Origin of the sequence: Nocardia sp. NPDC004151 (genome assembly GCF_042874235.1) — a bacterium.
Taxonomy (GTDB): Bacteria; Actinomycetota; Actinomycetes; order Mycobacteriales; family Mycobacteriaceae; genus Nocardia.
Genome location: NZ_JBIAMR010000011.1, coordinates 117314 through 137958, shown reverse-complemented (window position 1 = coordinate 137958; position 20645 = coordinate 117314). Strand labels below are relative to the sequence as shown.

The 20645-nt window shown below is 69.4% G+C and carries 20 protein-coding genes; 9 read left to right on the top strand and 11 right to left on the bottom strand.

The annotated features are described in order from the left end of the window. Positions 1-4: 4 nt before the first annotated feature. Both ACFYTS_RS24265 and ACFYTS_RS24260 read right to left on the bottom strand, forming a co-directional pair. Complete coding sequence (locus ACFYTS_RS24265) at positions 5-1822, bottom strand: DNA polymerase Y family protein (protein ID WP_387307358.1); 1818 nt, start codon at positions 1820-1822, stop codon at positions 5-7. A 42-nt stretch (positions 1823-1864) separates the two neighbouring features. Next, positions 1865-2611 carry a hypothetical protein gene (locus ACFYTS_RS24260; protein ID WP_387307356.1) on the bottom strand — a complete coding sequence of 249 codons (747 nt, stop codon included), beginning with the start codon at positions 2609-2611 and terminating at the stop codon, positions 1865-1867. 404 nt (positions 2612-3015) lie between these two features. Here ACFYTS_RS24260 and ACFYTS_RS24255 point away from each other — a divergent pair, with 404 nt between their 5' ends. Then, a complete protein-coding gene (locus ACFYTS_RS24255) occupies positions 3016-4152 on the top strand; it encodes a serine/threonine-protein kinase (protein WP_379105340.1) in 1137 nt (378 codons plus the stop codon). 86 nt (positions 4153-4238) lie between these two features. Here the strand turns inward: ACFYTS_RS24255 and ACFYTS_RS24250 are convergent, their stop codons facing one another. The 3 genes from ACFYTS_RS24250 to ACFYTS_RS24240 all read right to left on the bottom strand — a co-directional run bounded on the left by ACFYTS_RS24250 (position 4239) and on the right by ACFYTS_RS24240 (position 6927). Beyond that, positions 4239-4880, bottom strand: coding sequence for a response regulator transcription factor (locus tag ACFYTS_RS24250; protein WP_213557894.1), 642 nt, complete (start codon positions 4878-4880; stop codon positions 4239-4241). 97 nt (positions 4881-4977) lie between these two features. After that, positions 4978-6276, bottom strand: a complete 1299-nt coding sequence (locus ACFYTS_RS24245) for a PspC domain-containing protein (RefSeq protein WP_387307353.1) — start codon at positions 6274-6276, stop codon at positions 4978-4980. An 81-nt stretch (positions 6277-6357) separates the two neighbouring features. Continuing rightward, positions 6358-6927, bottom strand: a complete 570-nt coding sequence (locus ACFYTS_RS24240) for a hypothetical protein (protein WP_387307351.1) — start codon at positions 6925-6927, stop codon at positions 6358-6360. Between the two features lie 68 nt (positions 6928-6995). Here ACFYTS_RS24240 and ACFYTS_RS24235 point away from each other — a divergent pair, with 68 nt between their 5' ends. Further along, positions 6996-7256, top strand: a complete 261-nt coding sequence (locus ACFYTS_RS24235; protein ID WP_387307349.1) for a hypothetical protein — start codon at positions 6996-6998, stop codon at positions 7254-7256. A 70-nt stretch (positions 7257-7326) separates the two neighbouring features. Further along, a complete protein-coding gene (locus ACFYTS_RS24230) occupies positions 7327-7740 on the top strand; it encodes a nitroreductase family deazaflavin-dependent oxidoreductase (protein ID WP_357282245.1) in 414 nt (137 codons plus the stop codon). A 15-nt stretch (positions 7741-7755) separates the two neighbouring features. Here ACFYTS_RS24230 and ACFYTS_RS24225 read toward each other — a convergent pair whose 3' ends face one another. After that, positions 7756-8343, bottom strand: coding sequence for a TetR/AcrR family transcriptional regulator (locus ACFYTS_RS24225; RefSeq protein ID WP_387307347.1), 588 nt, complete (start codon positions 8341-8343; stop codon positions 7756-7758). 77 nt (positions 8344-8420) lie between these two features. Between ACFYTS_RS24225 and ACFYTS_RS24220 the strand changes: the two genes are divergently transcribed. The 4 genes from ACFYTS_RS24220 (at position 8421) to ACFYTS_RS24205 (ending at position 12305) form a co-directional block, all read left to right on the top strand. Beyond that, the gene (locus ACFYTS_RS24220; RefSeq protein ID WP_387307345.1) at positions 8421-8891 is read left to right on the top strand and encodes a cupin domain-containing protein; all 471 of its coding nucleotides are present in this window, start codon (positions 8421-8423) and stop codon (positions 8889-8891) included. 224 nt (positions 8892-9115) lie between these two features. Continuing rightward, positions 9116-10333 (top strand): FAD-dependent monooxygenase, encoded by a 1218-nt coding sequence (locus ACFYTS_RS24215; RefSeq protein ID WP_387307343.1) that lies wholly within the window; start codon positions 9116-9118, stop codon positions 10331-10333. A 117-nt stretch (positions 10334-10450) separates the two neighbouring features. Further along, positions 10451-12112 (top strand): PspC domain-containing protein, encoded by a 1662-nt coding sequence (locus ACFYTS_RS24210; protein WP_387307341.1) that lies wholly within the window; start codon positions 10451-10453, stop codon positions 12110-12112. Next, complete coding sequence (locus tag ACFYTS_RS24205; RefSeq protein ID WP_357098351.1) at positions 12105-12305, top strand: hypothetical protein; 201 nt, start codon at positions 12105-12107, stop codon at positions 12303-12305. Before ACFYTS_RS24210 ends, ACFYTS_RS24205 begins: the two co-directional genes overlap by 8 nt. A 127-nt stretch (positions 12306-12432) precedes the next feature. Here the strand turns inward: ACFYTS_RS24205 and guaA are convergent, their stop codons facing one another. Beyond that, complete coding sequence (gene guaA / locus ACFYTS_RS24200; RefSeq protein ID WP_379279933.1) at positions 12433-13998, bottom strand: glutamine-hydrolyzing GMP synthase; 1566 nt, start codon at positions 13996-13998, stop codon at positions 12433-12435. 426 nt (positions 13999-14424) lie between these two features. Here guaA and ACFYTS_RS24195 point away from each other — a divergent pair, with 426 nt between their 5' ends. Beyond that, the gene (locus ACFYTS_RS24195) at positions 14425-15249 is read left to right on the top strand and encodes an alpha/beta hydrolase (protein ID WP_357282251.1); all 825 of its coding nucleotides are present in this window, start codon (positions 14425-14427) and stop codon (positions 15247-15249) included. A 72-nt stretch (positions 15250-15321) separates the two neighbouring features. Here ACFYTS_RS24195 and ACFYTS_RS24190 read toward each other — a convergent pair whose 3' ends face one another. Together ACFYTS_RS24190 and guaB are read right to left on the bottom strand one after the other, a co-directional pair. After that, entirely contained in the window at positions 15322-16455 is a 1134-nt protein-coding gene (locus ACFYTS_RS24190) for a GuaB3 family IMP dehydrogenase-related protein (protein ID WP_387307338.1), read from the bottom strand. An 81-nt stretch (positions 16456-16536) separates the two neighbouring features. Further along, positions 16537-18081, bottom strand: coding sequence for an IMP dehydrogenase (guaB, locus tag ACFYTS_RS24185; protein ID WP_357282252.1), 1545 nt, complete (start codon positions 18079-18081; stop codon positions 16537-16539). A 311-nt stretch (positions 18082-18392) separates the two neighbouring features. On the opposite strand from guaB, the gene ACFYTS_RS24180 reads away from it, so the two are divergent. Next, on the top strand, positions 18393-18806 hold the full coding sequence (locus tag ACFYTS_RS24180) for a DUF5319 domain-containing protein (RefSeq protein WP_029923780.1): 414 nt from the start codon (positions 18393-18395) through the stop codon (positions 18804-18806). 93 nt (positions 18807-18899) lie between these two features. Here the strand turns inward: ACFYTS_RS24180 and ACFYTS_RS24175 are convergent, their stop codons facing one another. Both ACFYTS_RS24175 and ACFYTS_RS24170 read right to left on the bottom strand, forming a co-directional pair. Continuing rightward, on the bottom strand, positions 18900-20033 hold the full coding sequence (locus ACFYTS_RS24175; protein ID WP_387307335.1) for an anti-sigma-D factor RsdA: 1134 nt from the start codon (positions 20031-20033) through the stop codon (positions 18900-18902). Beyond that, the gene (locus tag ACFYTS_RS24170) at positions 20026-20607 is read right to left on the bottom strand and encodes a sigma-70 family RNA polymerase sigma factor (protein ID WP_154786124.1); all 582 of its coding nucleotides are present in this window, start codon (positions 20605-20607) and stop codon (positions 20026-20028) included. Before ACFYTS_RS24170 ends, ACFYTS_RS24175 begins: the two co-directional genes overlap by 8 nt. Positions 20608-20645 lie beyond the last annotated feature (38 nt).

Below are 20645 nucleotides of genomic sequence, written 5' to 3'. Positions count from 1 at the left end.
ACCACTACTCGTACAGCCCCTCCACATGCCAGACGTTGTCGTAGCCGATCAGCAGTAGCGCGCGCAGCCGTGCGGCGTCCTCCGCGTCCAGCTGCACCTGGGCGCGCGCGGCGAAACCGTCCTCGAACCGGTGCGTCCACCACCGGTCGTCCACCGGCCACGGTCCCGCCCAGCCCGACAGCCGCCACGAACTACTGCCCCAGTGCAACTGGACCGGATCGGCCGTGAACATGCCACGATCACTGACCCAGACCGGCGACCCGTCGGCACCTTCCAGCCGCACCTCCGGATGATGCGTGAGCACCAGCGCCGGAGCGGGCTCGGGCAACCGCCCCGGCCACGGCTGCGCCGGATCGTTCGCCGGCACCGGCTCGTCCCCGAGCGTCACCATGGTGATCCGCTCCTCCGGCCCCCGCCCGCCACTGAGCACCCCCATCCGCACGGCGTCCCCGCCCAGCAGCCCCTGCACCCGGATCAACGCCCGCCGCGCCCGCTCCTCGTCCTCCCCGACCCCACCCCACAGCCCCAGCTGCAAGGCCCCGGCCGACACGACTTCGACGGGTTCCAGCCGCAGCAGCACGATGGCCGCGTCCGCCCCGGAATCCCACGCCTCGATCGGATCCGGCTCATACGCATCGGCCTTCGCACCGCCCGGCCGCCACGCACCACGATCGCCCCGATAGACGGTGCGCCCGTCTCGCTGTGTGCCGCGCCCGTCTCCGCGCACGGCACGACCGCCCCGATGCTCGGCCCGGCCGTCGCCACGCGCGCCACAGTCCCGATCGGCCGCGCGGTAAGCCCGGGCGCGGTCCAGGGCGCGGCGGGTGAGCCAGCCGTCGAGCTGCCAGCGGATACGGTCGGCGGTGCTGTCGGGGGTGAGGGGTTCGGCGCAGCGCCAGATGCGTGAGAACTCCTCGCCCGACTCGGTTTCGGCGTGGATCACCAGGCGGGTGCAGGCCACCGCGGTCGCGGCGAGCTTGGTGTGCAGTTCGGCGGCGAGCATGCGGCCCGCGAAGGCCGCCATGTCGACGCGTTCGATGGGCGGGTCGCAACGCTGTTCCACGGTGAGGTCGGCGGCGGGCAGGCGAGCCGCGGGCGGCCGCTCCGGCAGCGCGCGGGCACACCGGTGCGCGACGATCGCGTCCGCCCCGAACCGCGACGCCACCTCGGCGGGCGTGAGCGCCGCGAAGTCGCCGATCCGGCGCAGTCCCAGCCGGTGCAGCAGATCCACCAGTTCGACCCGCTGCGGCGCGGCCAGCACCGGCTCCCCCGCCAACTCCGAGATCGGCATGGGCGCAAGGAATTCCGCCCCCTTGCCGGACGGCACCAGGGTGGCGCGGCGGGCGGCGAAGACCGCGGTGGACAACTCGTCGGCGATGCCGATCTGGCATTCCACCCCGACCGCCGCCACCGCGTCCACCAGTCGTTCGGCCGCGGCCTCCTCCGATCCGAAGAACCGCGCCGCGCCGCGCGCCGACAGCGCCAGCATGCCCGGCCGCAGCACCTCGACGCCGGGCACCGTCGCGTCCACGGCCGTCACCACGGGCTCGAACAGCCGCGCGTCCCGATCCGGATCGTCCTGCGCCACCAGCAGTTCCGGGCACCTCCCCTGCGCCTCCCGCTTGCGCAGCCCGCGCCGGATCCCCTCGGCCCGCGCGGTGGCGGTACACGCGATCACCCGATTGGCCGCGAGCACCGCCACCGGCCGGGTGGCCTCCGCCCCCGCCTCGGCGGCGGCCGCCACCGCGGGCCAGTCCGGGCACCACACCACCAGCACCCGCCACGGCTTCACGACCTGTCCCCTCTCCCGGCACGGCCACATGATCCAAAACTCTTGTCACGTGGGCGGTTCCTCGCGGTCCGGTCAGGACGCGGCATGGCGGGCGAGGCGCAGCGGCGGTTCGGCCGGGGCGGCGGGGTCGGCGGTGGAGACCCATTCGACGCGGCCGTCGGCGGGGCTGAGGGACAGGTGACCGAGGCGGGGTTGGGCGGAGCGGCCGCGCACGGAGACGTCGAGGCGGACGGTCCGCAACCGGCCGCAGCCCCGGCCCAGTCCGCTGTACCCGGCGACCCGGGTGTCGATGTGCAGCGCGGACCCCGACCAGGAGCCGTTGGTCACCATCAGCGTGGAGTTCTTGCCGCGGGCGCGGGCGGCCAGGACGCGGGCGCGGGACATCGGCACCGCCAGCCCGTTCAGCCCGAGAACCACCAGGTCCAGGCCATCGAGCAATACCGAGGCAACTTCGAGGGGATCGGGCCCGGGATCGGAGACCACGGCCAGCCGGTCCAGTCGCGCTCCCATCTCGGCGGCGGCCAGCAGGCCCAGCCGCGGCAGCCCGACCACGGCGGCATGCCCGCCGGCGCTCGTCACCGCGGCGAGCAGCCCGGAGATCAGCGAGCCGGCGCCGTTGTAGACGACCACCGACCCCTTGGCCAATCCGCCGTCGGGCAAAAGGTTTTCGAGTGCCGCGGGCACCGGCAACGGCTCCCGCCGCGGCTCCGGCGCCACCGGTACGCGCGCCGTGGCCTCGGCGCCGCGCGCCGGGACCGCGGCCATTCGCCGCCGCAACTCCGCCAGCTGTTCCCGCCTGGCTTCCGCCGCCGCACCCATCCAGTGACCACCTCTCCCAGTCGACGGGCTAGCACCGATCCAGCTACCTGACATAATCGAACTCATGTTCGATCAATGCACAGTAGAACTCGAGTCTCGGGACACGTCAAGAGTCAGTGGCCCCCACCACGGCCGCACAACCCGCACGACCCCTCCCCGCCCGCCGCCCGGCCCGGCGGCAACCGGCTGTCCAGAAGGGAGCGCGGGCGGGTCACGTGTCGTTTCGTCCGGAAGATCCCCGGACCTCCGAGAATCTCCCACCGCTCCCCAGGACCGGAGGGCGTGCGAAACACGGTGTGTCCGTATAGGTCTGGAAAGGAATCCGCGAGACCGCGCCGCAAGACCCAGCAAACCCCGGGTTTCGAACCAGGCCAGTCAGGATGGTTTTCCGATACCCTGCACCCGTGACCGAACGCGCTCGTCCCATTGTCGGCCCCGATTATCTGGTGGCCGGCCGCTACCGTCTGCAATCCAAGCTCGGCGGCGGCGGCATGGGCGCCGTCTGGCTGGCGACCGATCGCCTGTTGCACCGCGATGTCGCCATCAAGCAGGTCCTCACCACGCAGGGCCTGAGCGAGGACGAGGCGCGCGAGGTCCGCAGCCGGATCATGCACGAGGGCCGGGTCGCGGCCAAGCTGTCGCACGAGCACGCCATCGCCGTCTACGACGTGGTGCTCGAGGCCGGTGAACCCTGGCTGGTCATGGAGTACCTGCCCTCACGCAGTGTCGCCAAAGCCCTTGCGCTGGTGGATCAGTTGTCCCCGATCGAGGTGGCGCAGATCGGCGCGCAGGTGGCCGACGCGCTCGCGGCCGCGCACGTCGCGGGCATCGTGCACCGCGACATCAAGCCCGGCAATATCCTGGTCGCCGACCGCGGCGACGAGGTCGGCATGGTCAAGCTCTCCGACTTCGGCATCTCCAGCGGCGCCAACGACACCAGCGAGGAGATCGGCGACGTCATCACCGGCACCCCCGCCTACCTGCCGCCGGAGGTCGCCCGCGGGGCCCGCCCCACCACCGCCAGCGACGTATTCTCGCTCGGCGCAACGCTGTACACCGCCATCGAGGGTCAGCCGCCCTACGGTTTCGACGAGGACAGCAATGTCATCGTGGAGCGCGCCGCCATGGCTCAGATCACCCCGCCCGCCCGCAGCGGCCCGCTCACCGAGGTCCTGCTGCACATGATGGAGCCCGCCCCGCAGCGCCGCCCCACCATGACCGAGGCCCGCAACGAGATCCTCACCGCCGCTTTCGGTCCCGGCACCGCGCCCTACATCCTGAACGCGCCCGTCCGCACCGAGGACGGGACGATCCCGGCGTGGGCGGCCCGCAATTCCGCGGCCGGACTGCGCAGCCCCAATTCCAGCCCGCTGCCGCGCCCGCAGCGCACCACCCCCGCGGCCCCGGTCGCGGCGCAGCCCAAGCCGAAGGGCTTCGAGTTCGATTTCAGCAAGCTGGGCCCGAACGCGGGTCCGCTGGCGGTGGCGATCGGCCTGCTCATCGGTCTGCTGATCATCATCGTCGTCGTGATCGCGCTCTAGCCGCCTCCGCGCGACTGCCGAACAGATTTCGGACGTCCCCGAGGAGTTACCCTCGGCGCACGAAATCAGTTGTCACCGTGGATATCTCAATCGATCCGGCGGCGGTGCGCCCACCTGGTCAGGGCGTTCCGGTTCGACTGCTGGGTCTTGCGCAGCACGTTCGAGGCGTGCGTCTCCACCGTCTTCACCGAGATGAACAGCGTCTCGGCGATCTCGCGATAGGTGTAGCCGCGCGCCAACAGCCGCAGCACCTCGAGTTCGCGCGGGGTCAGCGAATCCAGTTCCGGATCCAGCGGCGGTTCGGGCACCTGCGACTTGCCGGTGAACGAGTCCAGCACGAACCCGGCCAGCCGCGGCGAGAACACCGCGTCCCCGCCCGACACCCGCCGAATGCCGTCGGCCAGCTCCGGCCCGGAGATGGTCTTGGTGACGTATCCGCGCGCGCCCGCCCGGATCACCGCGATCACGTCCTCGGCCGCGTCGGACACGCTGAGCGCCAGGCACACCGGCCCGGCGTCGATGCCCTGCAGCACCGCGACCCCGCCGCCATCGGGCATGTGCACGTCGAGCAGCACCACGTCCGGCGCGGTCGCCTTGATCCCGGCGATGGCCTCGCCGACGCCGCCCGCCTCGCCGACCACCTCCATATCGGATTCGCGGCTCAGCTCCGCCCGCACCCCGGACCGGAACACCGCATGGTCGTCGACCAGAAAGACCCGGACGCTCACCTAGTTCTCCTCACCCTGACGAACCCTGCCCCCATCGGTACCACAATCCCCAGCCCGCGGCCCGCCCACGACTCATGGTTCACGGGCGCCCCGGAACTCACAGCTGCGCGGCGTCTTCCGGACTGTCGGTCTGCACCACCAACCGCTCGTCGCCGCCGTCCTTGCGCGGCATGAAGATTCGCACCTCGGTGCCATTGCCGGGCGACGACTTGATCTCCACGTACCCGCCGCGCCGGTCGATGCGGGCGTGAATGGACTTGGCCACGCCTTGACGGTCCTTGGACACCGCGTCCGGGTCGAAGCCCTTGCCGCGGTCGCGCACGAAGACACTCACCTGATGCGGCTCCACTTCGGCGTACAGGTCGATGGTCGGCACCCCCGCATGCTTGGCGGCATTGACCAGCGCCTCCCGGCTGGCCCCCAGCACCGCGGTGAAATGCTCCTTGGGCAAACCGATTCCGCTGTCGTCGAGATCCATCGACACGTCGCCCACGGTGACCGGGGTGACCTTCACCCCGTGCTGATCCTCCACCTCGCCCGCGATGGTGCGCAGCGCCGCGGCCAGGCTCGACTGCGCGGGCCCGGCGTCCTCGAACAGCCACTTGCGTAGCTCGCGTTCCTGACTGCGGGCCAGCCGCACCACTTCCTGCGGATCGTCGGCCTGGCGCTGGATCAGGGCCAGCGTCTGCAGCACCGAATCGTGCAGATGCGAGGCGATCTCCTCGCGTTCGTCATTGCGAATCCGCGCCGCGCGTTCGGAATTCAGCGCCCTGACCATGCGCAGCCATAGCGGCACGGTCAGCAATCCGGCGCCCACCAGGGTCACCGCCACCGCCAGCAGCGCCGACCCGAGCGAACTCAGATTGATCCGCCCCAGCACCACCACCCCGAGCCCCACCACGATGAGCGTGGCCCCGCCGACGATGCGCGCCCACGTCACCACCGACGGTTTGGCGGGCAGCCCGATGACCGATCTCGGCCCGTCCGCATCGAATTCGCGCCACACCAGCGCCGCGCCGACCGCCACCACGATGATCGGCCCCACCACGTGCGCGGCCGTCCCGTTGAACAACCACGCGGTCGATACCGACAGCGCCATGCCGAGCAGCGCCATACCGATGGCCTGCCGTCGTTCGGAACCGGTCGGCGGGGCCGCGTCGGCGCCCGCGGGCGTGAAGATCCACAACATGCCGTAGGCGACGATCCCGGCCCCGGCGAGCGCGGACAGCAGCACGAACGCCATCCGCACCTTGAAGACGTCGATCCCCAGATGATCCGAGAGCCCGCCCGCGACCCCGCCGACCACGCGCCCACCCGTGCGCCGCACCAGCTTGGGCTGGGTCGCCACGGTGGCGGCCCCCCGGGCAGGGTCGTACAAGGGCGCGGACGGATACATGCCTTCGATCCTGGCACGGGTATCCGGCACCCCGCATCGGGAAACACCCCGATTCGACCCCTGAGCGTGACGACAGGTTTCTCAAACGGCGGGTTCCGCAAGCATCGGCACGATCGGGGTACCGGCGGCGTCGAACAGGTTCCGACCGCACGAGTCGCACTCGCCCGCATCCGGCTTCGGGTCCGACGCGGGTAGCTGCCACACGTTCATGCCACCGCACGGGCAGTCGAGGATGTAGAGCAATTCGGAAGATAGCCGATCCAGACCCCATAGGTGACTCGATGCCTCCGTGCGACGCATGACGCCGACGCGGTATGTGTCATCGCCGGACCGCAATTCCCCAAGCGCCAACCCCGCAGGAGCCAAGGCATCGTCCACAGCACGCAGAATCGCCGGCACATGTTCACCACGCGCCAGGTCAGCCCCGGCCGCGTCCCTGACCGCGGACTCGACGGCAACGACAACCGCTCCGTCCTCCCCGAAAGCTTCCACCCGACGGCCCACGAACTGTGAGATCTGCCCGGACCACTCCTCACCAGACCAGTCGACCGCCAGGAGAACCCCCTTCCCGATCAAGAAATCCACCACATCGTCCATCTCGAGCGGAAACCCCCGCTCAGCCGCCGCAAGAAAATGCGCAATATCGCTCACGCTGCCAGCATATGAAGCTGCCTTCGAGCTCACACTGAGCCGCCGAATTGTCCGGACCGGACAAAAGGATGGGCACTGACCTGGGCTGCGTCACCGACCCGGCCCACCCCCACCGATGCCCTGGCCGAATCCGGTCCCGCCTCCATCACCGCCACCTTCTCCCCCACAACCGCCACCTGGCCATCACCACCGCCTACGGTCCGATCAAGTTCTGGGACACCAACCTCCCCCACGCCGTCGCCCGCGCCTGCGACACCACCTCGGCCGGCTGGACCGAAGACCTCTGGCGTCACCATCTCCCCCAGCTGCCCTATCGTCCGCCCTGCTGACGCCGCCGGCGGAATACCGGCCGGCCCCTGACCGGTTGTCGTCCACGACATTCCGAACAGGACAGGTGAGATGAACGCGTTCAACGAATCCGTGATCGCGGAGTTCCGCGCCAACAACGGCAAGGTCGGCGGCCCCTTCGAAGGCCGCACCAACATGGTGCTGATCACCACCACCGGTGCGAAGTCCGGCCGCCCCACCACCAATCCCCTGGTCTACGTCCCCGACACCGACCGCATCGTCCTCATCGCCTCCAACGGCGGCGCCGACAAACACCCCGCCTGGTACCACAACCTCCGCGCCAACCCGGAACTCACCGTGGAACTCGGCACCGAAACCTACACCGGCAAAGCCGAATTCCTCCCCGCTCCCGAATCCGACGCCCTCTACGCCCGCATGATCGACCTCATGCCGGTCTTCGCCGACTACCGAGCCAAGACCACCCGCCACATCCCGGTCATCGCGGTGTACCGCCAACCCGCGTAAGGGTTTGCGCCCGAATCAGCCGTTCGACGGTTGAACCCGCAGCCCATCGGACAACAAGGTGAGCAATCGGCGCCAGTCGCCGCTGCCGGAGCGAATGGTGGCGGACAGTGCGCCGACAACCATGTAGACATCGGCGACGGTCAAGTCCGGTCGCACTGTTCCAGCGGCCCGATCGGATTCGATGAGCGTGCCGATGATCTCGGCGAGCTGTTCCAGCGCGGCGCCGCGCGGTTCACTACCGCGCGATTGACGGGCGGATTCGATGGCGGCGGACAATCCACTGTCGGCCGCCAGGATTTCGCCGACATGGGTCAGGTAGTCCAGCACCGCCCGGCCGGGCGCGGCGTGGTCCAGACATTCGGTGCGCGCGTATTCCTCGATCTCGGCGAAGCGTTGCGCGGCCGCGGCTTCGATCAGGTCGGCCTGGGTCGGGAAGTGCCGGTACACGGTGCCGATCCCGACACCGGCGGCCCGCGCCACCTGCGGAAGTTGGACCTGACTTCCCCTCTCCGCGAACAGATTACGCGCGGCTTCCAGGATGCGGTCGCGATTGCGGGAGGCGTCCGCGCGCGGCTTGCGCGACTGCGACGATGGGCTTGACACTCGGGTTCCCTTCCGGCCTACACTCGAAACGGATCCGGATTCCGGTTCCGCTTCTTCTGATTCGAAAGGATACCACCATGTCCCACAATCGATTTCTGCTGCTCGAAGCCGGCGCGGCCCGCCCCGGCCGCCTCTCTCTGCCGCCCGCGTTCGCAGTGAAGGCCACCACCGCCGATACCGAAGACCGCTTCTCGCTCCTGGAAGTCACCCTCGCCCGCGATATCCCCCGCCACACCCATGACGTGGCCGACGAATCCATCTACGTGCTCGACGGCACCCTCGAGGTGGAATTCGACGACCGCGTCGAGCACGCCACCGCCGGGATGTTCGTCTTACTCCCCCACGGCATTCCGCACGCCCTGCGCTGCGCCTCGACACCCCCGCCACGCCTCATCCAGATCTCCTCACCGGGCGGCTGGGAGTGCTACCTGGAGGATCTGTTCGAGGCGGGTCCGGCCGTACTCACCGCAGGCGCCCTCGACCCGGCCAAGATCAACCCGATCGCCGCCAAGCACCACATCCGCTACGAGGAACCCACGGTGGCCTAGCACGGCCCGGGTCCAGCCACCGACGTGACAGGCTGAACCAGCCGGCGCAGCAGGCGAAGACCACCGACTACCCGAGCCGATCCGACGTCGCGGAACGTCGCGCAGGGATGCCGATGAATTTCGGGTGGGCCCACCGTCGATAACTCTGGATGCACCGCCGGCGGTGGGTCCGGGCAGGAGCACACGATCCGGGCAGTGATCCGGGCGGGCGAGAGGGAGGCGCAATGAGTGGGATCAAGGTGTTGGTGGCGGGGGCGAGTGTCGCTGGGCCCGCGTTGGCGCATTGGTTGCGGCGGCGGGGAGCCGAGGTAACCGTCGTGGAGCGGGCTCCTGGGTTGCGGCCCGGTGGGCAGGCGGTGGATGCGCGCGGGGTGGCCAAGGAGATCATTCGGCGGATGGGGCTGGATGCGGAGGTGCGGGCGGCGCGCACCCGGACCGCGGGGGCGTACACGGTGGACGTGGACGGGAAAGTGCTGGAGACGTTTCGCGCGGACGATCATGACGGGGACGGGTATATCTCGGAGATCGAGATTCTGCGCGGGGACCTGTCGCGGGTGCTGCACGATGACACTCGCGACGGTGTCGAGTACATCTTCGGCGACCGGATCGCGGAACTCACGCAGGACACGGACGGGATCGACGTGGTCTTCGAGGGCGGTGACCGGCGGCGGTTCGATCTGGTGATCGGGGCCGACGGGCTGCATTCGGGGCTGCGCGCCATGGTTTTCGGCCCGCACGAGCGGTTCGTCCACCATCTCGGGCACGCGCTGGCTTTCTACACCGTGCCCAACGAATTCGGGCTGGACGGCTGGCTGATCGACTACCAGACGGCCGGCCGTTCGGCGGGCCTGCGCCCCATCCAGGACGCCACGCAGGCGATGGCCCTGTTCTCCTTCGTCGCCCCCGATCTCGACGTCGATAACCGCGACATCGCCGCCCAGAAGCGCCTGCTGCGCGCGAAGATGACCGGCATGGGCTGGCTGACCCCGCGCATCCTCGCCCACCTGGACGACACACCGGACTTCTACCTCGACCAGGTCGCCCAAGTGGTGATGGACCGCTGGTCGAGCGGACGCGTCGGCCTGCTCGGCGACGCGGCCTTCAGCTCGTCCCCCTATTCCGGACAGGGCACCGGCCTGGCTCTGGTCGGCGCGTACATCCTGGCCGGAGAGCTGGCCGCCGCCGACTGGAACCCCGAAGCCGGATTCGCCGCCTACGAGCGGCGCATGCGCCCGTTCGTCGAGGCCAACCAGGAAATCGGCCGCCTGCACGCCCACAGTCGCGACATCCCCGACCCGAACGCCGAGCCGAGCCCCGAACCCGACTGGGACCTCGACCTGATCGACCGCGCACTCAATGGCATCGAACTGCCCGACTACGCGGAACTGCCCGACTCCCGCCCTGCCGCCGAACCGCCGATCACCTCATCGGCAAGCAATTAGGCGTCCCAGCACATTTCACGCTTCACGGAACGATGGCTGGTAGGGGGCCAAGTTCAGGTGGGGGTTCAGGGTGATCCCCGATGTGCCTGAACAGCCGTCGACAGCACGATGGATGGCATGACGAGAACGAGCGACTGGTCCAAGGGTGCTGGGCGTACCGGCTTCTCCGATCAGATTCAGGATCTGTGGCAGACGCGGCCGGTGCGGTTTCCCAAGGACGGGCCGATCGCCGGCGTCGCTGTCGGGTTCGGCCGGCGCTACAACGTGGACCCGGTGCTGGTGCGGGTGGCGTTCGTGGTGTCGGCGCTGTTCGGCGGGGCGGGGGTGGTGCTCTATCTGCTGGGGTGGCTGCTGCTGAACCAGGCCGGAGACCAGTCATCGGCGGCGGAGTCGCTGTTCGGGCGCGGCCAGGCGTCGCAGCCCTCGTCCAAGACCATCGTGCTCATGGTGGCGTTGGGGATCGCTGTGAGCACGATGGGTCCCGTCGGGGTGGGACTCGGCGGGTCCGGGGTGATCAGTTTCGCGCTCATGCTGGGCGGGTGGTGGCTGCTGTATCAGCGCCAGACGCAGCCGCCCGCAGGTCATTTCGAGCAGTCGGCGGTCACCGATCCGTTCAACACCGGGTATCCGGGCACCGCGAGCCCGTACTGGACCGGGTACCCGGGCACCAATGCGGTGACCTTCCAGACGTACGGGCCGTACACGACACTGCCCGATCACTACGAGCCCGACCCCAACCAGCCACCCGCCGCCGCACCGGAGCCGGAACCGGTTGATACGCAGAAGATTCCGAACACCGAGCAGGTCACCGAGGTGCTGGAGACCCGGTACGCGCCCGCATCGTCGGTGTCCGACACCGTGGTCCTGCGGAAGTCCGAATCCGCATCGGGCCCCGGCACGCCGGAACAGCCGGACGAACCGGCGGACACACCGGCGACAGCTGTCGATCTCACCAAGCCGAAGACCCGCGGCGATGACGGCGGCGCCCCCGAGACCCCGTCGACCCCACCGAGCGACGTCGAACCCCCTACCCTGCACCGGATTCCGCCGGCCACCGACCGCCCACGCGCCGGATTCGGCCCCGCCCCCATCTCCCCCGACTTCGGCCCCACCCCGCCCGGCTGGGATCCCCTGGGTGTGGCCCCGCTGGCCTGGCAGCTGCCCGAGCCGGCCGCGCCGGTCCAGCAGCAAGTCGTCCAGGCTCCCCCGGCCCGCCCGCGGTCCCGCCTGACCCTCGTCACCATCGGTCTCGCCATCCTGGCCGCCGCCGCGGCGGGCTCCATGGCCGCGTCGGGCGTGGAGTGGATGACGCCCGGCCGGATCGGCGCCGCCGCACTGGCCGTGGTGGCCGTGGGCCTCATCGTGGGCGCGTTCCTACGCCGCGGCTACGGCCTGATGGTGGTGCTGGCCCCGCTGGCCGGTTTCGTGATCCTGGCCTCGCTGATCGGCCCGATCCAGTTCGACGAGGGCGCGATGGGCGACCACAAGTGGTCCGCCGCAACCGATTCCGAGCTGCTGCCCGTCTATCACATCTCGATGGGTTCGGGCACCCTCGACCTGAGTCAGCTGAAGCTGACCGAGGATCGCGCGGTCGAGGTGAAGGTACGCATGGGCGACGCCCGCGTGATGCTGCCGCCGAACCTGCGCGTCAACACGACCTGCAATGTCCGCATGGGTGATTCGAACTGCCCGAGCGGAATCTCGGGCCCGGCGACGGGCCCCGTCCTGAACCTGACCGTCGACGTGCAGATGGGAAACGCGGAGGTGAACCGTGGCTGAGAACAAGAACCGCCGACCCTCGTTCGCGCTACTGCTGGCCGGCCTGCTGGGCTTGGGCGTGAGTGTGTGGGCCTTCATCGGCCCCCACTTCTGGCCCGTCTCCGGCGGTCTGTCGCTGGGCTGGATCGTGGTGATCGCCGCCATCGTGGTGGGCGTGATCCTGGTGCTCAGCCCGAAGAAACATCGAGAGTAGACCGCACGCGCCGCCCCCACACCCTCGCCGGGGGCGGCGTCCCTCCTTCCCGGAACTGCCCTTCCGAGAAGGCCGAAGGCCCCGCACCTTTCGCAGGTGCGGGGCCTTCGCGTTCAGCGGGGAGTGCTCACTCCCATTCGATGGTGCCCGGCGGCTTGGAAGTCACGTCCAGCACCACGCGGTTGACGTCGGCCACCTCGTTGGTGATGCGGGTGGAGATCCGCTCCAGCACCTCGTAGGGCAGGCGGGTCCAGTCGGCGGTCATGGCGTCCTCGGAGGAGACCGGGCGCAGCACGATCGGGTGGCCGTAGGTGCGGCCGTCACCCTGCACGCCGACGCTGCGGACATCAGCGAGCAACACGACGGGGCACTGCCAGATCGACTTGTCCAGCCCGGCGGCGGTGAGCTCCTCGCGCGCGATGGCGTCGGCCTGGCGCAGCAGCTCCAGCCGGTCGTGGGTGACCTCGCCGATGATGCGGATGGCCAGTCCCGGACCCGGGAACGGCTGGCGCGCAACGATTTCCTCGGGCAGACCCAGCTCGCGGCCGACCGCGCGCACCTCGTCCTTGAACAGCAGCCGCAGCGGCTCGACGAGCGCGAACTCCAGATCGTCGGGCAGACCGCCGACATTGTGGTGCGACTTGATGTTCGCGGTGCCCGCGCCGCCGCCGGACTCGACCACGTCCGGGTACAGGGTGCCCTGCACCAGGAACTCGACCTTGGTCTCGCCCTGCTCGCCGACGACCTCGGAGACCGCGTCCTCGAACGACCGGATGAACTCCCGGCCGATGATCTTGCGCTTCTCCTCCGGATCGGTGACGCCCTTCAGCTCACCCAGGAACTTGTCGACCGCGTCGACGGTGACCAGCTTGGCCCCGGTCGCGGCGACGAAATCACGCTGCACCTGCTCGCGCTCGCCCGCGCGCAGCAGACCGTGGTCGACGAACACGCAGGTGAGGCGGTCACCGATGGCCCGCTGCACCAGCGCGGCCGCGACCGCGGAGTCCACACCGCCGGACAGGCCGCAGATGGCGTGGCCGTCGCCGACCTGCTCGCGCACCTGGGCGATGAGCGCCTCGGCGATATTGGCGGGCGTCCACGCGCCCGGGATGCCGGCGATCTCGTGCAGGAACCGGCTCAGCACCTGCTGGCCGTGCGGCGAGTGCAGCACCTCCGGGTGGTACTGCACGCCGGCGAGCTTGCGCGCCCGATCCTCGAACGCGGCGACCGGCGCACCCGCGGAGGTCGCGGTCACCTCGAACCCGGCGGGCGCATCGGTGACCGCGTCGCCGTGGCTCATCCATACCGGCTGCCGGGTGGGCAGGCCGCCGTGCAGAATGCCGCCGTCGACGCTGAGCTCGGTACGCCCGTACTCGCGAGTCCCGGTGTGCGCCACCGTGCCGCCGAGCGCCTGCGCCATGGCCTGGAAGCCGTAGCAGATACCGAAGACCGGCAGGTCCAGATCGAACAGCCGCGCGTCCAGCTGCGGCGCGCCCTCGGCGTACACGCTGCTGGGTCCGCCGGAGAGGATCACGGCGAGAGGCTGCTTCTCCGCGATCTCCTCGACGGTGATCGTGTGCGGCACCACCTCGGAATACACACTCGCTTCGCGCACCCGGCGCGCGATCAGCTGCGCGTATTGCGCGCCGAAATCGACAACAAGGACTGGTCGCTGGGTTTCTGCCACCCGCACAGTCTAGTGAGCGAGATAGGACACACTCTCCCCGGGCGACCGCTCCCCCGCCTCCCCGGAACTCGGCGGACAGCTACGTGCCGTTGGCCGTCGAACACCCGTGCCGGCGGTCGGTACCGAACCGATTTCGGCCGTCCCCGACGAGTTACCCCGACCGGCACGAAATCAGGCGGCACCCAGAGGATCGGGTTCACCGTGGACCGCCACCCCGGGCCAGGGTGCGCCGCGGCCTCGGAAGCGGTTGCCCGCCCGGCCCGGAAGTGGTGGCATCGGGACGGTATTCGCGTCGGAGTTGTCCCGGATAGGGACTTCCGCCCTCGCGTGGACGGTAATTCCTACCCGGCCGCATGGGCCGAGCGACACCCGGTGTGCCGGTGGGCAGGAAAGCTCGCCGGTTTGTCACCGGTGCTGGCTATCCTCTACCTCGTGCCATTCGCCCGTGCGATCGATGCCGAGATCCACTACGAGGACAGCGGGGGCGAAGGTCCGGTTGTGCTGTTGGGGCACGAATTCCTCATGGACCGAACGATGTTCGCGTCGCAACAGGCGGCGTTGACTCCGGAGTTCCGGATCGTGACCTGGGATGCGCGCGGACACGGCCGCACCCGCGACGAGGGGCTGCCGTTCACCTACTGGACCTCCGCCCGCGACGCGCTGACCGTACTGGATCAGCTGGGCGCGAAACGGGCCGTGGTGGGCGGAACCTCCCAGGGCGGTTTCATCGCGCTGCGCACCGCGCTGCTGGCCCCCGACCGGGTCGCCGCCCTGGTGCTGCTCAGCAGTGAGGCGCACGAGCCCACCACCGCCGAACTCACCAATGCCCGAAAGTTTCTGGACAAGTGGCACGAGGACGGCCCCCGCCCCGCACTCGCCGAATACCTGGCCCGCTGGCTCATCGGCGACGACGACTGGTACCGCGCGGTCTGGGTGAAACGCTGGCTGGCCCGCGACCCGTCGGCCACCGAGATCGCCGCGGGCGCGCTGCTGGGCCGCGACTCGGTGCTGGAGCGACTACCCGAAATCACCTGCCCCACTTTGGTCATCCACCCGACCCGCTCGGGCGTGCCCCGCTCGCACGCCCGGGAACTGGCCGAACGCCTCCCCCGCGCGCACTATCTGGAGATCGACGGCGCCCGGCAGACGGTGAACATGACCCACCCGGTGGCGGTGAACTCCGCGATCCGAGAGTTCCTCCGCGATATCGCGGTACCGCCGCTGCGCGATTTCAGTGCCCGGCCGGGCAGCCGCTGACCGACCCGGATACGACTCGCGCCCTTGCGCATTCGAGTGAATGCCCAAGGGCGCGAGTGCAGGGTCTGATCGCTAGCCGCGCACGTTCAAACCGACCTTCTGGAATTCCTTGAGGTCGCTGTATCCGGTCTTGGCCATCGAACGACGCAGGCCGCCAACCAGATTCAGCGAACCGAACGGGTCGTTGGACGGGCCGTTGAGGACCTGGTCCAGCGGGACCCGCTCCTCGTCGACCGCGTACGGCAGCACCGCGCCGCGCGGAACCGACGGATGCGCGGCGGCCGAGGGCCAGTACCAGCCGTTGCCCGGGGTCTCGCGGGCTATGGCCAGCGGCACGCCCAGCATGACCGCGTCCGCGCCGCAGGCGATGGCCTTGGCGACGTGCCCGGAGGTCAGGGTCTCGCCGTCGGCGATGACGTGCACGTAACGGCCGCCGGTCTCGTCCAGGTAGTCGCGCCGCGCGGCGGCGGCGTCGGCGATGGCGGTGGCCATCGGCACGCCTATGCCGAGCACCTCACCGGTGGTGGTGGAGCCCTGCATCGAACCGTAGCCCACGATGACGCCCGCCGCGCCGGTGCGCATCAGGTGCAGCGCGGTGCGGTGATCGGACACGCCGCCCGCGACCACCGGCACATCCAGCTCGGCGATGAAGGTCTTGAGGTTCAACGGCTCCCCGTCGCCCACATGCTCGGCGGAGATGATGGTGCCGTGCACGACCAGCAGGTCGATCCCGGCCTGCACCAGGCTCGGAGTGAGCGCGCGCGCGTTCTGCGGGCTGACCCGCACCGCGGTGGTGACCCCGGCGGCGCGCACCTCGGCGACCGCGGCGGCCAGCAGGTCGGCCTTCATCGGCGCGGCGTGCAGCTCCTGCAGCAGCGCGACCGCCGCCTCGGTGCCTTCCTTCTCCGCGACCTCGGTCAGCTGCTGCACCTTGGCGTCGACGTCGGCGTGCCGGGCCCACAGGCCCTCACCGTTGATGACGCCCAGGCCGCCGGCCTTGCCCAGTTCGATGGCGAACTTCGGCGAGACGAGCGCGTCGGTGGGATGCGCGAGGAACGGGATCTCGAAGCGGTACGCGTCGAGCTGCCAGGCCAGCGACACCTGCTTGGAGGAGCGGGTCCGGCGCGAGGGCACGATGTCGATATCGTCCAGCTCGTAGGTGCGCCGAGCCGTCCGGCCCATGCCGATCTCGACCATATCGCGCATCGTGTTTCAGTCCTCTCTGGAGTTCGGTTGCCAGACATGACAAAACCGGTCCGCGGCCAAGCGCGAACCGGTTCGGTCCGGCTACGAACGGGTGGTGTAGTTGGGAGCCTCGACGGTCATGGTGATGTCGTGCGGGTGCGATTCCTTCAGGCCCGCCGCCGTGATCTGCACGAACTGGGCCGCCTGCAGATCCGGAATGGTCTGCGCGCCGGTGTAACCCATGGCCGCGCGGAGACCGCCGACCAGCTGGTGGATCACCTGGTCCAGCGGGCCGCGGAACGGCACCCGGCCCTCGATGCCCTCGGGCACCAGCTTCTTCTCCGACAGCACGTCGTCCTGGAAGTAGCGGTCCTTGGAGTAGGACTTGGCCTCGCCGCGACCCTGCATGGCGCCCAGCGAACCCATGCCGCGGTAGCTCTTGAACTGCTTGCCGCCCACCAGGATCAGATCGCCCGGCGACTCGGCGGTACCGGCCAGCAGCGAACCCAGCATGACGGTGGAGGCGCCGGCCGCGATGGCCTTGGCGATGTCACCGGAGTACTGCACGCCGCCGTCGGCGATCACCGGCACACCGTGCGGCTTGCACGCCGCGGTGGCCTCCAGAATCGCGGTGATCTGCGGCGCGCCGACACCGGCGACCACGCGGGTGGTGCAGATGGAGCCGGGGCCCACACCCACCTTCACCGCGTCCACACCGGCTTCGACGAGCGCCAGCGCGCCCGCGCGGGTGGCGACGTTGCCGCCGACGATCTGCACGCGGTCGCCGACCTCGGCCTTGATCTTGGAGACCATCTGCAGCACGCCCGACTGGTGGCCGTGCGCGGTGTCCACGATGAGCACGTCCACGCCGACCTCGGCCAGCGTCATGGCACGCGACCAGGCGTCCTCGCCGACACCGACGGCCGCGCCGACCAGCAGCCGACCGTCACGGTCCTTGGTGGCGTTCGGGTACTGCTCGGTCTTGACGAAGTCCTTGACCGTGATGAGCCCGCGCAGCTTGCCGGAGCCGTCGACGATCGGCAGCTTCTCGATCTTGTGGCGGCGCAGCAGGCCCAGCGCGGCCTCGGCGGTCACGCCCTCCTGCGCGGTGATCAGCGGCGCCGGGGTCATCACCTCGGCGACCTTGCGGTCCTGGTCCACCTCGAACCGCATATCGCGGTTGGTGATGATGCCGACCAGCATGCCGCGCTCGTCCACCACGGGCAGACCGGAGATGCGGAAACGAGCGCACATGGCGTCGACCTCGGCGAGGCTGTCGTCGGGGCGACAGGTGACCGGGTCGGTCACCATGCCCGCCTCGGACCGCTTCACGGTCTCGGCCTGCGCGGCCTGCGCCTCCACCGACAGATTGCGGTGCAGCACGCCCATACCGCCCGCTCGCGCCATGGCGATGGCCATGCGCGCCTCGGTGACGGTATCCATGGCCGAACTCACCAGCGGGGTCCGCAGCGAGATGTCGCGGGTCAGCTTGCTGGAGGTGTCGACCGAACTCGGGATCAGATCGGAGGCCGCGGGAAGCAGCAGCACATCGTCGAAGGTGAGGCCGAGCATGGCGATCTTGTTGGGATCGTCGCCGCCCGTATGGGGGCGGCCTGCGTTACGTTCGCCCGTCACGGGACTGCTCATTCGGATCGACCCCTCCTGGACCTCGGCAACACCCACCGGGCCGGGTCCCGGCGGATGCGTAGATGAATGGCAATGCCGGCGATTGCTACCCGGCCTTTGGTCAACCATGGTATCCGTCCATGATGCTGTGCCGGATTTGCCCTCCGCTTCGCTCCGGGCTGTTCGCGGATGTCATTGGCGCTGCGAATTGTCGGCACTGCCATTAACGTGTCGGCTGTCACTACATCACTGTCCGCCGTACCACCAGCGAAGTGGAGGCAAATCCCCTTCAGCGCTGGCGCACAGGGGGTGGTTCTGCGTACCGTGGGACTGTGCGTGACCATCTACCACCTGGCTTGCCGCCGGATCCATTCGCCGGAGACCCCTCCGACCCGTCGGCCGCGCTCGATGCCATCGAGCCGGGGGAACCGCTGGATCCTCACGAGCGCCTAGCGGTCGAAGAGGATCTCGCCGACCTCGCGGTATATGAGGCACTGCTGGCCCACCGCGGCATCCGCGGTCTCGTGGTCAGCTGCGAGGACTGCCGGCAGGATCACTACCACGACTGGGACATGTTGCGCGCCAACCTCCTCCAGCTACTGGTGGACGGCACGGTGCGACCGCACGAACCCGCCTACGACCCGACGCCCGAGGCCTACGTCACCTGGGACTACTGCCGCGGCTACGCGGACGCTTCCATGAACGAGGCGCTGCACGGCGACGGATTCGACGGATTCGACGTCTGATTCATCGGAAAGGGCCTGCATCCCCTGGGGATGCAGGCCCTTTCCGTTTTCGACTGATGAAACACCGATGGCCGCAGGGCTATCGGGAACTGCCTAGTGGGTTCCCGGCACCGAGGGGATTCCGGGCGGCACAGCGAGCGACGAAGGCAGCACCGGCGGAATCGTGATCGGCTGTTGCTGGGTGGGCGGCTGGTGCTGAGTGGGCGGCTGCCCCACGCCCGGGGTCCCGGGCTCAGGGTTGCTGACGGTCGGCACCACGACCGACGTCGGATTGCCCGCGGTCGGGGGCGCCGTCTGCGGCTGGGTCTCCACCGGCGGCACGGTCGGCACCTGGGTCACCGGCGGCACCACGGGCTGCGTGGAGATGCCGCCACCGGTGGCCGGATTCGGGTTCGGGTTGGTGCCGCCGAGGACCGACGAATCGATCGAGGTCGGCGGATTGCCATCCGTCTTGGTCGGCGGATTGACCGGCGGCACCGACACATTCGCGGTGCTCGGCACGACCGGGGCCTTGGTCGTGGCCGGGGCCACCGCCGCCAGCGACTCGGCCACCTTGGGCGCCGTCGCCTGCAGCTGGGTGTAGAGCTGCTGCCAGCGATCGGTCAGGCTGTCCTTCTTGCCCGAGTCGTTGACCTGCGAAGCATTGTCCGCGGCCCGCTCCATCAACGGCTTGGCCTCTTCGGCCTTGCCCTGCGCGATGAGCTCCTTGGCCTGCTCCAGGTCGCTGTCCGCCCGCGAGACCACGGTGGACTGGGCCTGCTCGCTGAACACGACGGTCTTCATCCGCCAGAGCGGATCACCGGGGCTCGCGTTGTAGGAGAACGCCGTCAGGCCACCGAAGATGAGCGCCAGGGCCGCCGCGGAACCCAGGATCGGCCGGACGAGCCGCAGTCGCCCGCGGTTGCCCGCGCCGATTCTGGCCTGTCGTGCACCGATCTCCTGATTGACCGCGGCGACGATGGCATCCAGGTCCGGTCCGGCCGGCAAAGGCTCGGCCATGATCTCCGCACGCCAGTCGGCCAAGAGGGCCGCCAGCTGGTATTCCTCCGAAGTACCCGTCTGCACGGGACCGTCACCGGAGATGGCGTCGATCAGCGCATCGTCGCGTCGCACCGCGGCGATATCGACCGGCCCGGTATCACCGGACGCCTCGGCGTAGGGACCGCTGTTCTGCGATCCAGGTCGCGCCTTGAAGTCGCCCCGACCGCGCTCGCCATCCCTAGCCATACATTTCACCTGCCCTCGCCACTTGAGACTTGAGTTTCGCGAGTGCCCGGTGCTGGGCGACTCGTATAGCACCCGCCGTACTGCCCACGGCGACTGCGGTTTCTTCAGCCGACAGACCCATGACCAGGCGAAGGATCAGGATTTCTCGATGCTTCTCCGGCAAAGTCGCCAACAGTGCGTTCATCTGTCGGCTCGTTTCGGATTCGAGAGCTCGCTGCTCCGGTCCCTGGTCGGTGGATATGACATCCGGTACTTCGGCCATGGCGTCCGCCTTGTTACGGGCGGAATTTCTGTGGGCGTCCGCGACCTTGTGCGAGGCGATGCCGTAGACGAACGCCATGAACGGTCGACCCTGATCCTGATACCGGGGAAGAGCGGTCATGACGGCCAGACAGACCTCCTGCGCGACGTCGTCAGCGGAGAGTTGGCCGCGTTCGGCCGTTCCGATGCGCGCACGGCAATACCGCACCACGAGGGGGCGGATGCTCACCAGTACCTGGGAAAGGGCCGCCCGGTCGCCCTGCGCTGCGGCAGCGACGACAGCGGGATCCAACTCCTCACCCGTGTTGTTCATCGTCAGAGCTGTTCCTGGCGTTTACGAGAGTGGCACGG

Coding starts and splice junctions, on each gene's coding strand:
- ACFYTS_RS24230 (WP_357282245.1), top strand. CDS start 7,327: ATGAACGCGTTCAACGAATCCGTGATCGCGGAGTTCCGCGCCAACAAC.
- ACFYTS_RS24175 (WP_387307335.1), bottom strand. CDS start 20,033: ATGGCTAGGGATGGCGAGCGCGGTCGGGGCGACTTCAAGGCGCGACCT.
- ACFYTS_RS24265 (WP_387307358.1), bottom strand. CDS start 1,822: ATGTGGCCGTGCCGGGAGAGGGGACAGGTCGTGAAGCCGTGGCGGGTG.
- ACFYTS_RS24245 (WP_387307353.1), bottom strand. CDS start 6,276: ATGTATCCGTCCGCGCCCTTGTACGACCCTGCCCGGGGGGCCGCCACC.
- ACFYTS_RS24220 (WP_387307345.1), top strand. CDS start 8,421: ATGTCCCACAATCGATTTCTGCTGCTCGAAGCCGGCGCGGCCCGCCCC.
- ACFYTS_RS24235 (WP_387307349.1), top strand. CDS start 6,996: ATGGGCACTGACCTGGGCTGCGTCACCGACCCGGCCCACCCCCACCGA.
- ACFYTS_RS24210 (WP_387307341.1), top strand. CDS start 10,451: ATGACGAGAACGAGCGACTGGTCCAAGGGTGCTGGGCGTACCGGCTTC.
- ACFYTS_RS24215 (WP_387307343.1), top strand. CDS start 9,116: ATGAGTGGGATCAAGGTGTTGGTGGCGGGGGCGAGTGTCGCTGGGCCC.
- ACFYTS_RS24260 (WP_387307356.1), bottom strand. CDS start 2,611: ATGGGTGCGGCGGCGGAAGCCAGGCGGGAACAGCTGGCGGAGTTGCGG.
- ACFYTS_RS24170 (WP_154786124.1), bottom strand. CDS start 20,607: ATGAACAACACGGGTGAGGAGTTGGATCCCGCTGTCGTCGCTGCCGCA.
- guaB (WP_357282252.1), bottom strand. CDS start 18,081: ATGAGCAGTCCCGTGACGGGCGAACGTAACGCAGGCCGCCCCCATACG.
- ACFYTS_RS24190 (WP_387307338.1), bottom strand. CDS start 16,455: ATGCGCGATATGGTCGAGATCGGCATGGGCCGGACGGCTCGGCGCACC.